Raw genomic sequence first — 11,390 nt, 5'->3', positions numbered from 1 at the left:
GGACGGCTTCCGTATGCGAGGCGGGGGATATCCCCACCTCGCATACGGTAGCCGTCCCGATTCCCCCGGGTGTCGGCGCGCACATACCGTAATCGGGAACGCAGAGCGGCGAAACCGACCGTCGCACGACCTGGGGGAACGATCACCGTGGCACTCCGCACCCGCACCGGCACCCGCACACTCATCGCATCCGGCGGAGCGGTGATTGCCGCCCTTGTTCTCTCCGGCTGCGGCGGTACGGACGCCGACGACGCACCGGTCGATCACAAGTCGTTCGCGTTCAGTGGGAAGACGCTGACCATCGATGCGGCCAACACGACGCTGGAGCTCGTGCCGGCCGATGTGAAGAAGGTAGAGGTGGCCCGGCAGGTCGATGGGTGGGTGGTGCTCGGGAGCGGGCCCGATCCGCAATGGGAGATGCAGGACGGCACGCTGACGCTGAAGGTGAAGTGCAAGGCCCTGGTCAGTGACTGTGCCTCCAGGCATCAGGTGAAGGTGCCGCGCGGGGTGTCGGTCACCGTGCGCGGGGACAACGGGAAGATCGTGGCGTCGGGGTTCGACACCCCGCTCGACCTGCGCTCCGACAACGGCAAGGTGACCGTGCGCGATTCCAGCGGGCCGCTGAAGCTGGACAGCGCCAACGGCGGCATCGTCGCCGAGGGGATCTCCGGCTCGTCCGTGAAGGCTGGCTCGGACAACGGTGCGGTGCGGCTGGGGTTCACCGCTGTGCCGACATTGGTGGACACCGTCAGTGACAACGGCAAGGTCACCATCGAGCTTCCGGGCGGCAGCACCTCGTACGCGGTGAGCGCCAGGGCCGACAACGGGAACATCTCGGTGGAGGTGCCGCGCAGCGACGACAGCCGCCATGTGGTGAAGGCCCGGAGCAACAACGGCGAAGTCACGGTGCGAAGCGCGAACTAACCGGCCCGTGTGTTCGTCCTTACCTGGTGGGAGAATGTACCGGGCAGGGTGAATCGGCACGGGAGAGGGATGTGACGGCGACACACGCGAAGCCGCAGGCGAGAGCGGGTGCGAGTTCCGCCGTCAGAGACGTCCGTGATGTCCTCGCGTTGATGCTGCTGCCGGTTCCGCTGCTTACGGGCGCGCTGTCGGCCGCCTTCGCCGGTGGCGGCACGCGGCGCTGGTTCGGCGGGCGCGGGGAGGGGCAGCGGGCCGAGGCGCAGGCCGCGAAGGATGCTGCCGCCGAGGCGTTCTACGAGCTGGACACGGCCCAGCGAGATCTGCAGATCTCGATCGAGACGATCACCGCGGTGGACAGTTCGCCGGCCGCGCGCAAGGCCGTCGACGACTTCGCCGCGCTGGGGCGGCGCATCGACGAGGCCAGTAGTGCCTACATCACCGCCGTCGACGCGCACGATCTGGATCGCGACGATCTCGAACCGTCGATCGCTGCGCAGGCCAGGACCCAGCTGTCCTCCGCCAAGGACGATCTCGTACGGGTCAAGGGCGAGCTGGACCGGTTCGCGGCCGGTCTCGGGCCGCTGCTCGGCAGCGCCGAGACCCAGCTCGCGCGGCTCGCGCCGGCGGTGGAGCGGGCACGGCAGGCGCTCCTGTCCGCGAGCAATGCTCTCGACGCGGTGCGGGAGTCCGGATTGCGAGCGGATGATCTCGCCGCGCGGCTCGCCGCCCTCGCCCCCGAGCTGACCAAGCTCAACCAGGGCGCCGGCCGGCACGGCGTGGCCGAGACCCTCCAGCGTGCCGATCAGGTGTTGCGCGATGCCGAGGCCGTACGGGCCGAGGCTGCTCAGTTGCCCGAGCGGGCCGCCGAGATCGATCGCCGGCTGGTGACGCTGCGTACGCGCGCCCAGGCCCTGACGACCCGGTCCGCCTCCGTCGAGCCCGTGCTCAGCGAGCTGCGGCGGCGGTTCTCGGCCGCCTGCTGGCAGGACCTCCAGCCCGTTCCGGAGCAGGCTGCGGTCAATGTCCGCCAGGCCGAGGAGAAGCTGAAGGAGGCCGCGAAGGCGCGCAGCGAGCAGCGCTGGGCCGATGCGACCTCCCGGCTGAGTACGGTACGAGCCCTGCTCAACGCCACGGACGAGGCGGTGTCCGCAGCCGGTGACCGGCTGCACCGGCTGAACGAGGTGGCCAAGGACCCGCAGCAGGAGATCCAGCGGACCCGGTTCGCGATCCGGGACGCCCAGCGGCTGGCCATGGCCGGGCGCAACACCCCCGAGCCGCGCCATGCCCGTCCGCTGGACGACGCGGTGGCCCGGCTCGACCAGGCCGTCACCGGTCTGGAAGGGCGCCATCCCGACTACTGGCACTTCCTGACCGTGACGGAGGGCGTACGGCAGACCGCCGCTCGCGTGGTCTCCGAGATCCGCGAGGAGCGTGGGGCCGGCACCTGAGCCGACCCGCCCCCGGCCCGTCCCTCGCTGGTCCGTCCCTCGCTGGTCTGTCCTTCGCCGGGGCCGCCTTTCGCCAGGCCCCGGCCGGGGGCTGCGCCAGGCCTCCGTGCGGTGCCAGCCGGTGGGTGCCGACGTGCGCCGCATCCGTCGCGGAGCGATCCTGGTTGGTAGTACCCGAAGGAGGGCCCCCGCCATGGCGACCCACGTACTGCGTCCTGCCCGACGGCCCGCAGCTCACCGCAGGCCCACTCGACTCGATGAGCATCTGCCCGTCGACCACCGGCTGAGCCGCGTCTACCAGGTGGGGGCGGGGCTGATGGGTCTGGTGCTGCTCGCCTTCGGCGTTCTCGGGCTGATCGACAAGATCGGCTTCTTCGACACCGGCGGTGCCACCGTCGCGGGCCTCAGCACCAACGGCGCGCTCAGCGTCCTGTCGATCTGCGTCGGGCTGCTGCTGTTCATCGGCATGGTGATCGGCGGCAACTTCGCCTCGACCCTCAACATGGTCATCGGCATCGTGTTCATCCTCAGCGGCTTCGTGAACCTCGCGCTGCTGGACACCGGGATGAACTTCCTCGCCTTCCAGATCCAGAACGTGCTGTTCAGCTTTGTCGTCGGACTGCTGCTGATGATGTTCGGAATGTACGGGCGCGTCAGCGGCGGGCTCCCCCACGACAACCCATACTGGCGGACCCGCCATCCCGAGGAAGCCGCGCACGAGGAACGCCTCGGGCGGCGCAGGCAGCTCGATGAGATGCCCGTTGTCGTCCCGCCCTCCTCCGGGCGGTGAAGGTAGGGCCTTCCCGTCGCGGCGCGCGGGCCTGAACCCCGCGTGGAAAGTCGTCGCTGCCGTTGTCGCTACCGTTGCAGTGCCGATGTCTCTGTCGCTGCGTCTGCCTCTGCTTCTCGTTCTCCTTCTGCTTCTGCTTCTGCTTCGGCCTGGGATCCGGTCTCGGCGGATAACCTGGGGGCATGCCTCGTTACGAGTACCGCTGCCGCTCCTGCGGAGACACGTTCGAACTCAGCCGCCCGATGGCCGAGTCCTCGGCCCCCGCCTCCTGCCCCGCCGGGCACGAGGACACCGTGAAGCTTCTGTCCGCCGTCGCCGTGGGCGGCGCGGCCGGTTCCGCGCCGACACCGTCAGGCGGTGGCGGTGGCGGCTGCTGCGGCGGGGGCTGCTGCGGCTGACTACTTACCGCTATCGCTTGCGCGACAGAGTCAGGCCGTCCGACACCGTAAGCAGCACGCTGTCCATCCGCGGGTCGGCGGACACGTGGTCGTTGAACTCCTTGATGGCCGCCGCTCCGCCGGTGGCGTGCGGGTCCGTGACGCCGCCATGGAAGAGCACGTTGTCCGTGGCGATGACGCCGCCCTGACGCATCCGGGGCACCAGTTCCTCCCAGTACGGGATGTAGTTGCCCTTGTCCGCGTCGAGGTAGGCGAAGTCGATGTGCGGTTCGGCGGGCATCGCCCGCAGGGTGTCGAGGGCGGGGGCGATCCGCAGGTCGATCCTGTCGGCGACGCCTGCCTTCTCCCATGCCTCACGGCCGTATGCCGTCCACTCCTCCGAGACGTCGCAGGCGATCAGCCGTCCGTCGGCGGGCAGGGCCTGGGCCATCGACAGGGCGGAGAAGCCGGTGAAGGTGCCGACCTCCACGATGTGACGGGCCCCGGTCAGCCGGACGAGGAAGGCCAGCAGCGGGCCCTGTTCCTCGGCCGACTGCATGCCCGCGTGGTCGGGGAGACGGGCGTACGTGGTCTCGACGAGTTCGCGCTGCACCGCGTCCAGCGGCGGATTGTGCGCCAGCATGTACGCGTACAGCTCGTCCGTGATCTTGGTTTCGTTTCCCTTGGTCATCGCACAACTCCCTGGTCGGCCGCGTGCTCCCCCCGGCAGGCGAGAACGCGGTGACTGTAGTCGCCGGACACCGCGCCGCCGCCGGTTCGAGCGAATTCCGCGGTGTGGCGGGCGGCGCGGCCACTCGGTGCGCCGCCCCCGCGTATCAGGCGGCCTGGCGCAGGCCCGACGTCCGGAGGAGGCTCCGCAGGATCTCCTCGCCCGCGGCCACGCCCCGCTCGGCGGTCGCCACCACGTGCGGGGCGCTCCACCGCGCGTCGGCGAGTTCGCCGTGGCCGGGGCGCCAGCCGTGGTCGGCGGCGAGCAGCAGGTCGGCGTCCAGGAGGGAGTCACCGGCGGCGAGCGTGAGCGTGGCGCCCGTGCGACGGGCCACCTCGCGCATCGCCGCACTCTTGGTGAGCGGCCGCGGTACGGCGTAGATCTTGCGGCCCTGGAGCGAGACGGTCCAGCCGCGCGGCTCCGCCCACTCGGCCAGTTCCTGCCTCCAGTCCGGGGGCAGCAGTGCCCGGTCGACGACGAGGTAGGCGAAGAGATCCTCGGCGACCCGCTCCTTGAGCAGCCAGGCGGGGTCGGCGGCGGATATGAGGTGGGCGCGGACCTCGGCGAGCGAGGCACACTCGTCGGCCAGCCTGCGGGTCACCGTCCGCTGCCAGTCCGGGTCGGACTCGCCGTCCACCAGGATGTGTCCGCCGTTGGCGCAGATCGCGAACCGGGCCGCGGGTCCCGGGAGGTGGATGCGGTGGTACTGCTCGCGGGTACGGGTGGTGGCCGGCACGAAGACCGTGGAGCGGGCCAGTTCGACGAGCAGTGCGGCGGCCGTCTCCGTGACGTACGAGAGCGGCTTGTTGTCGTACACCTCGACGCAGAGCAGCCGGGGGGCCTCCGCGTCCGGCATCGGGAGCTGGAGGGCGGCCGCCGAGTAGATGAGGGTGCGGTCGAGGTCGCTGGCGACCAGCGTCACCGGGGAGGTCACGTGGGACGTCACTTGGACTCCACCGCCTTGCCGTCCGCACCGGTCGCCCCGCGCGTGTACTTGGGGTGGATCAACCCGACGCAGGTGTACGGGAGTTCGCCGACCTCCTCGACCGGTACGCCGCGCTGCTGCGCCAGCAGCCTGATGTGTTCCAGGTCCGCGCCGGCGCCGCGCTTGGCGAGGATCTTCCACGGGACCCGGCGCAGCAGGACCCGGGTCGTCTCGCCGACGCCCGGCTTGACCAGGTTCACGTCGTGGATGCCGTACTCCTCGCTGATCCGTTCCACCGCTGCCCAGCCCTCCCAGGTGGGTGCGCGGTCGGCGGTGAGCAGCTCCTTGACGTCGGCGTCGACCGCGCCCGCGACCTCGCCGAACCGGTCGGCGACGGTGTCGAGGAAGTGGCCGGAGACATCCGATCCGGCGAGCTCGCGGTAGAACTTCGCGCCGTGGAAGTCCTCCGGCCCGACCAGGTCGGAGCGCAGGACGGTACGCGAAATCAGCCCGGACACCGTGGAGTTGAGGCAGGCCGAGGGGATCAGGAAGTCCTCGCGGGTGCCGTACGTACGAACGCAGCCGCCGGGATCGGCCAGGACCGCGATCTCCGGGTTGAAGCCCTCCGTCCTGTCGGTCTCCTCGAACTCCGCGATGGCGGCGGCCAGTTCGCGGGTGATGGCGCCCTTCCCCGTCCAGCCGTCGACGAAGACGACGTCGGCCGGGTTGTGGTGGGCGGCCAGCCAGCGCAGGGCGTTGGCGTCGATGCCACGGCCGCGCACGATCGAGACGGCGTAGTGCGGCAGGTCCACGCCGTGCCGGTGGCGGGCCCAGCGGCGCATCAGTACGCCGACGGGGGTACCGGCGCGGGCCAGCGAGACCAGCACGGGACGGGGGCCGCGCTCGGCGAGGACGGTCTCGGTGACGGTGCCGACGGCGCGGGCGATGCGGGCGGCCGACTGGTCCAGTGCCGCCTTGAACAGGTCCTGGTACTGGTCGGACGGCTGGTACTCGACGGGCAGCGACTCGGCGTAGTGCGCGCCGCCGCTCTGTATCGCCTCCTCGCGCTCCTCGGTGGGCGCCTCCAGCTCGGTGTCCGAGAGGTCCTGGAGCAGCCAGCCGACCTCGTCCGGCGCGTAGGAGGAGAAGGCGGGGCCGCGGAGGGGCTCGGGCAGCATGCGGGGTTCTTCCTGGCGTTCGGGTGCGTACGTCGGTACGGGGAGGACTGCGGACGGGTCAGGGAGAGCGGACGGGCCGGCGAGAGCGGACTGCGCGGAGACCGCGGACGGGACGGCCGCCGACGGTATCGCCTCGGGCGGTATGTACGAGGGCACGACCGCGAGCAGCACCTGGGCGGTGTGCGGGGCGAGCCGCGCCAGCAGTCCGCCGGGGGCGTGCAGCTCGGGTGTGTCCGCGGTGGAGTCGACGACGGCCACGACCGCGTCGAAGCCCGCGCCCGCGACGTTGTACGCGAACCGGTCGCCCGGGCCGTCCGCCGGGTCGTCGTGGGCCGGGAAGACCAGCCGGGTGCGTATCGCGTAGCCCGGGTCGTCGACCGCGAGGACCGGGGAGCGGGTCGTGGTGGAGTAGCGGACCTCGGCGCCGATGCGGTCCTCCAGGGCGGTGCCCAGGCGCAGGGGTGCGTACATCAGCTCCTCGAAGCCGAGGATCAGCACGCGGCGCGCCCTGTCGTCCAGCGCCCTGTCGCCCTGCGCTCCGTCGCTCTGCGCTCCGTCGTCCAGCGCCGCGGCGATGCGGTCCGCCATGGCGGGGAGGGCCGCTTCCAGCCGGGCGCGGTGCGCGGGGGTGAAGCCGTGCCTGCCGCCGTCGGGTACACCGGCGGGCCACCGCAGGTCCACCCGGGTGCAGGGGCGTGAGTGGGGGCGGGAACGGGCGGCGCCGGATCGCGGCTGCGATATCGCCGCCCCCGCGCGCCCCTCCGGCTCCTGAGCCGCTTCCCGCGCCACCTCGGGAGCACACTCCCGAGCCGCATCCCGAGCGGCCTCCTGCGCCGCCTCCTCCGCGGTGACCAGCGCCTGCCCCTTCTCCAGGACGCCGTCCGGGAGGCGGACCATGCCCGAGTTCCTCGCCACCAGGTCGACGCGGGCGCCGATCTCCGCCGCGAACTCGGCCAGTCGACCGCGGTCGGCCGGCGAGCGCATGTCGACCAGGGCCACGATCACGTAGCGGTTCCGGGGGTAGCGCTCGTGCAGGGCGCGGATGGTGTTGAGGACCGTGTTGCCGGTGGAGAACTCGTCATCGACCAGCACGAGTACCGCGTCGGACGCGTGCGCCTCGCCCGCGCCGCCGGTCTCCCCCGCGCCGGCCGCGTCGCCGACGTCCCCCGCCAGCAGTTCCGGGTCCTCCGGCAGCAGCAGGTGCGAGGTGGCGTGCGAGTGCGACTCCTCGAAGCCGCCCGCCCTCGCCACGCCCGCCACGGGGCGCCGCGTCGAGTGGAGATACCGCGCGGTGCCGAGCCCGTCGGCGACCGCGTGGCCGAGGCCGGTGGCCGTCTCCGCGTAGCCGAGCACGACCGCACGCCGCGTCCCGGCCTCCCCGAGCAGCTCCCGCACCCGGCGGCCGAGCTCAAACCCGGCGCCATAGACCACCGAGGGGTACTGCGGCACATGCTTGCCGAGCACATGGGACACGAGCAGATGCGCCCGCTTGGGGTTGCGCCGCAGGGCGAGGCCCAGCAGCTCCCGCAGCTCGCCGTCGCCCACGAGCTCGACGCCCAGCCGCTCCGCGACCCAGCTACCCGACCACACCACGTTCGCCGTCTCTTTCCTCAGCTGTGCGCCCGCTCATCGGGTCGCACTCGGGGCCGTACTCGGGGTCACGCCCGTCCGGACACCGGCGCCGGAACCCCGTCACCAGAACACTCTGACCGGAACGGCGTCACCGGACCACCCTCACCCGAACAGGCTCATTCCGCGAGGCTCGCGGCCAGCAGCTCCACGAAGCCGACGTCTTCCCTCGCCACTCCGAAGACCTCGGCCCGCTGCAGGGTGCGCTCGGCCCAGGCCCGGTGCGGCTTCACTTCGTTCATCTTGTTCGTGTACGCGGAGCGCAGCACGCCGCCGCCTCCGCTCTCCGGCCGCAAGATGTCCTGGGCGTCGCTGAACTCCTCGTGACTGACCACCGACAGTGCGTGCACGGGCGCGACGTGCGAGGGGTGGATACAGGTCTTGCCGAGCAGGCCGTTGGCCCGGTCCAGCTCTATCTCCCGCAGCAGACCGTCGAGGTCGTGCTCGATCAGCGCGGTGCGCAGCTCTTCGGCCCGGCCCTCCAGGAAGGGGCTGCGGCGCAGCTGCGGCTTGAACATGCGTTCCTGGAGTCGGAAGTACTCCCACACCGGTCCGGTGATCGTGAAGCCCGTGCCGTCCGCCCTGCCCAGCACATTGACCACGTCGGCGATGACGTCGCCGACGATCCGGACGTCGTACGCCGTCATGTCGGGCGCCCTGCGCAGTCCGTACGCCGAGCAGAAGTCGGTGACGCCGAGCCGCAGCGCGAGGATCCGGTCCCGGTACGCGCCGACGGTGGTGGCGATCTTCTGGAGGACCTCCCGCCGGGTCTCCAGATGGAGCAGCTCGGGCGATTCGAGTACGGGCATGGCGAAGAGCCGCCGGCCGCCGTCGCTCTCGGCCTTGGTGAGCGCCTCCATGAACGGCACGCCGCGCTCTTGCGTGAACTTCGGAAGTACAAAACCGGACAACAACCGGGCGGAATCGCCGAGCCGGCGCACCAGATCCGTGATCTGGTGCGGTTCACGGACCCGGATGAAGAGCAGCGGCAGTTCGCCGCCGCGCGCATCGAGTTCGGTGAACTGTCCGACCAGATTCTCCTCGGCGCCGGCCACCTCGGAGTCATCGATCGAATCCTCCAGGCACAGCACCATGGAGACGACGCCCCGGGCGGCCTGCTTGATGACGTCGTCGGCAAGTCTCGGCCGGGTGGCGGGGCTGTAGAGGGTGGCTCCCAATGCGGCCGAGAGCACCCGGGCCGGCGCCCCGGCGTCGAAGGTGCACGGCTGCTGGAAGAACAGGTCACCCCTGACACTGGGCGCAATATGCCCGAAATGACGCATCTGGATCCCCCCGTGCTAGCTGACCGATCGGACAACGTGTGGCCGGTAATAGTACGTACGGACGGGTGTCGACAGTTCCCTGACCGCGTGAATTCCGGGTAACTCGTCCATTTAGCGACGGTTGCGAAGGGTGCGGACGCGGCACTTCCGGTATTTCTCCGACACACGGCTCGCGACCCCCACGTTGTCCGCAGGGGCAGCCAGCAGGCAGGATGACCGCCATGACGCACGCGATGGTGAAAGGCTCGAACGTCCCACTCGACGCCATGGCCGTACGGGCCGTGCTGCGCTGGACCCCGGGCGCCGGGGTCCCCGATGTGGACGCCTCGGCCCTGCTGCTCGGCTCCGGCGGCCGCGTGCGCTCGGACGAGGACTTCGTCTTCTACAACCAGCCCCGTCACCCCTCCGGCCTGGTACGGCGGCTGCCGAAGCGGAGCCTCGCCGAGGGGCTGACGGACACCATCGAGGCCGACCTGAACGCGCTCGACCCCTCGGTCGACCAGGTGGTCATCGCGGCATCCTCCGACGGAGCCGCCTTCGAACAAGTGCGCGACCTGTGCGTCATGCTCTTCGACGCGGCGGCGACGGGCGGGGAACCGCTCGCCGTGTTCGACATCCGGCCGGAGACCGGCGAGGAAACCGCGATCATCTGCGGTGAGCTGTACCGGCGCGGCGATGGCTGGAAGTTCCGGGCCGTGGGGCAGGGCTACCCGACCGGTCTCGTCGGGCTCGCGACCGCGTTCGGCATCTCGGTCGACGAGGCGGAGGCCGCGGCAGAGCCCGCCGCGACGCCGATGCCGCCCGCGCCGGCGTTCCCGCCCGCACCGACCCCCGGGCCGGACTCGCAGCTCACGGTGCAGCACCAGCAGCCCGCGTACGGCTATCCGCAGCCCACCGCGGCCCCGCCCGCACCGGCGCCGCAGCCTGCCTACGGCTACCCCCAGCCGGCCTCCGCGCAGCCTGCGTACGGCTACCCCCAGCCGGCCTCCGCGCAGCCCGCGTACGGCTATCCGCAGCCCGCGGCGGCGGCCGCGTACGCGCCGGACCCGAATTTCGTCCTGCCGCCGCAGGGGCCCCAGTTCATACGCCCCTGACCCGCCGCACCGGCCCACCGCACCGGCTCTGCCGGCCCGAGAGCCGTACGGGGCCCGCGCCACGCCCGGCACCGCCTACGCCCGGGACTTGTAGCCGCGTCCCCACTGCATCCCGTAGCCGTACAGCCGGTCCAGCTCCGACTGGAAGCCGTACACGAACTTCACCTCGCGCCGCACGATCAGTTCGCCCTTGACGTTCTCCACCGTGAACACGGCGCACGAGCGTGCCTGCGGGGCCCGTTCGTCCAGCTCGATCTCGATGCGCGGCCCGTTGCCCGGGTAGAGCGTCACCTTGGCGTGCGTACGGTCGAAGGCCGGTGTCTGGTCGTAGATGTAGACGAAGAACAGCAGCCGCTTGATCTGGTCGCGCTGATCGAGGTTGACGTAGACGGTCTCTCCGGACGGCGCACCGAAGCGGTCGTCCCCGCTGAGCCTGATGTACGGCGGCCCGTTCAGATCGCCGATCAGGTTGCCCAGCGGCTGCACCACGCCCTTGGTGCCGTCCGCCAGCTCGTACATGCAGCCCAGGTCCAGGTCGACGTTGACCACGCCCTGGGTGTGCGCCTGGACCACATCGGGCTTGAAGAGCTTGAACGGCCGCAGCAGCCGGCCGCTCTGCTGTGACCGGCCCTCGATGTCGGAGGTGCGCATCCGCCAGGAGAGGTTGACCCGGAGGTTGCCGGTGAGCGCGCCCTGTTTGGTAAGCGAGACCGTGGCGTGCCGCTTGGAGAGCACGATGGAGTTGGTGGCCGCGCTGCCCGACTCGAACTGTGCTTCCCGCCCCGGCCACAGGCTGTCCCAGAACGCCATCCCCAACCCCCATACATATCGGCCCCGCAGATATCGGCTCCGCACCCGTCGCATGAGGCACACACGACGCACGCACCGCTGCGGGGCGGCTCCGGGCCGGGTCCGGGTGTTCCCCGAGGACCTTCACCGTACGAGCCGCCCCGCAGAGAGCGTTCCTCATTCCCTACCGGGTCACACCCCGGCGGAGACTTCAGACGTGGAA

Annotated in this window: 10 protein-coding genes; 5 read left to right on the top strand and 5 right to left on the bottom strand. The window is 71.1% G+C overall.

The features are described 5' to 3' along the window. Window positions 1-147 precede the first annotated feature (147 nt). From J1C73_RS16640 to J1C73_RS16625, 4 genes are all read left to right on the top strand, one after another. The gene (locus tag J1C73_RS16640) at window positions 148-924 is read left to right on the top strand and encodes a DUF4097 family beta strand repeat-containing protein (protein ID WP_307797711.1); all 777 of its coding nucleotides are present in this window, start codon (window positions 148-150) and stop codon (window positions 922-924) included. A gap of 71 nt (window positions 925-995) precedes the next feature. Next, entirely contained in the window at window positions 996-2,372 is a 1,377-nt protein-coding gene (locus J1C73_RS16635; protein ID WP_207317076.1) for a hypothetical protein, read from the top strand. A 193-nt stretch (window positions 2,373-2,565) separates the two neighbouring features. Next, window positions 2,566-3,162: a DUF4383 domain-containing protein gene (locus J1C73_RS16630; RefSeq protein ID WP_207317075.1), complete on the top strand. Its 597-nt coding sequence runs from the start codon at window positions 2,566-2,568 to the stop codon at window positions 3,160-3,162. Between the two features lie 182 nt (window positions 3,163-3,344). Then, window positions 3,345-3,560, top strand: a complete 216-nt coding sequence (locus J1C73_RS16625; protein WP_207317074.1) for an FmdB family zinc ribbon protein — start codon at window positions 3,345-3,347, stop codon at window positions 3,558-3,560. Between the two features lie 10 nt (window positions 3,561-3,570). On the opposite strand, the gene J1C73_RS16620 is transcribed toward J1C73_RS16625, so the two are convergent. The 4 genes from J1C73_RS16620 to J1C73_RS16605 form a co-directional block, all read right to left on the bottom strand. Beyond that, window positions 3,571-4,230, bottom strand: a complete 660-nt coding sequence (locus tag J1C73_RS16620) for an O-methyltransferase (RefSeq protein WP_207317073.1) — start codon at window positions 4,228-4,230, stop codon at window positions 3,571-3,573. A 145-nt stretch (window positions 4,231-4,375) separates the two neighbouring features. Further along, a complete protein-coding gene (locus J1C73_RS16615) occupies window positions 4,376-5,215 on the bottom strand; it encodes an HAD family hydrolase (RefSeq protein ID WP_207317072.1) in 840 nt (279 codons plus the stop codon). Continuing rightward, window positions 5,212-7,965: a phosphoribosyltransferase gene (locus tag J1C73_RS16610; RefSeq protein WP_307797710.1), complete on the bottom strand. Its 2,754-nt coding sequence runs from the start codon at window positions 7,963-7,965 to the stop codon at window positions 5,212-5,214. The genes J1C73_RS16615 and J1C73_RS16610 overlap by 4 nt, the downstream gene beginning before the upstream one ends. A gap of 155 nt (window positions 7,966-8,120) precedes the next feature. Further along, entirely contained in the window at window positions 8,121-9,284 is a 1,164-nt protein-coding gene (locus J1C73_RS16605; RefSeq protein ID WP_123470646.1) for an HpcH/HpaI aldolase/citrate lyase family protein, read from the bottom strand. Between the two features lie 221 nt (window positions 9,285-9,505). Here J1C73_RS16605 and J1C73_RS16600 point away from each other — a divergent pair, with 221 nt between their 5' ends. Then, complete coding sequence (locus J1C73_RS16600; RefSeq protein WP_207317071.1) at window positions 9,506-10,378, top strand: TerD family protein; 873 nt, start codon at window positions 9,506-9,508, stop codon at window positions 10,376-10,378. Window positions 10,379-10,453: 75 nt separating this feature from the next. On the opposite strand, the gene J1C73_RS16595 is transcribed toward J1C73_RS16600, so the two are convergent. Beyond that, window positions 10,454-11,188, bottom strand: a complete 735-nt coding sequence (locus J1C73_RS16595) for a TerD family protein (RefSeq protein ID WP_207317070.1) — start codon at window positions 11,186-11,188, stop codon at window positions 10,454-10,456. Between the last annotated feature and the right edge of the window lie 202 nt (window positions 11,189-11,390).

The organism is Streptomyces laculatispora (genome assembly GCF_017353455.1).
Classification (GTDB): Bacteria; Actinomycetota; Actinomycetes; order Streptomycetales; family Streptomycetaceae; genus Streptomyces; species Streptomyces laculatispora.
Note: the sequence above shows the minus strand (reverse complement) of the source record. Positions and strands in the feature narration are given on the sequence as shown.

What these genes read in the sequence shown, in the direction of transcription:
- J1C73_RS16595 (WP_207317070.1), bottom strand. Translation starts at nt 11,188, where the DNA reads ATGGCGTTCTGGGACAGCCTGTGGCCGGGGCGGGAAGCACAGTTCGAG.
- J1C73_RS16620 (WP_207317073.1), bottom strand. Translation starts at nt 4,230, where the DNA reads ATGACCAAGGGAAACGAAACCAAGATCACGGACGAGCTGTACGCGTAC.
- J1C73_RS16625 (WP_207317074.1), top strand. Translation starts at nt 3,345, where the DNA reads ATGCCTCGTTACGAGTACCGCTGCCGCTCCTGCGGAGACACGTTCGAA.
- J1C73_RS16600 (WP_207317071.1), top strand. Translation starts at nt 9,506, where the DNA reads ATGACGCACGCGATGGTGAAAGGCTCGAACGTCCCACTCGACGCCATG.
- J1C73_RS16630 (WP_207317075.1), top strand. Translation starts at nt 2,566, where the DNA reads ATGGCGACCCACGTACTGCGTCCTGCCCGACGGCCCGCAGCTCACCGC.
- J1C73_RS16605 (WP_123470646.1), bottom strand. Translation starts at nt 9,284, where the DNA reads ATGCGTCATTTCGGGCATATTGCGCCCAGTGTCAGGGGTGACCTGTTC.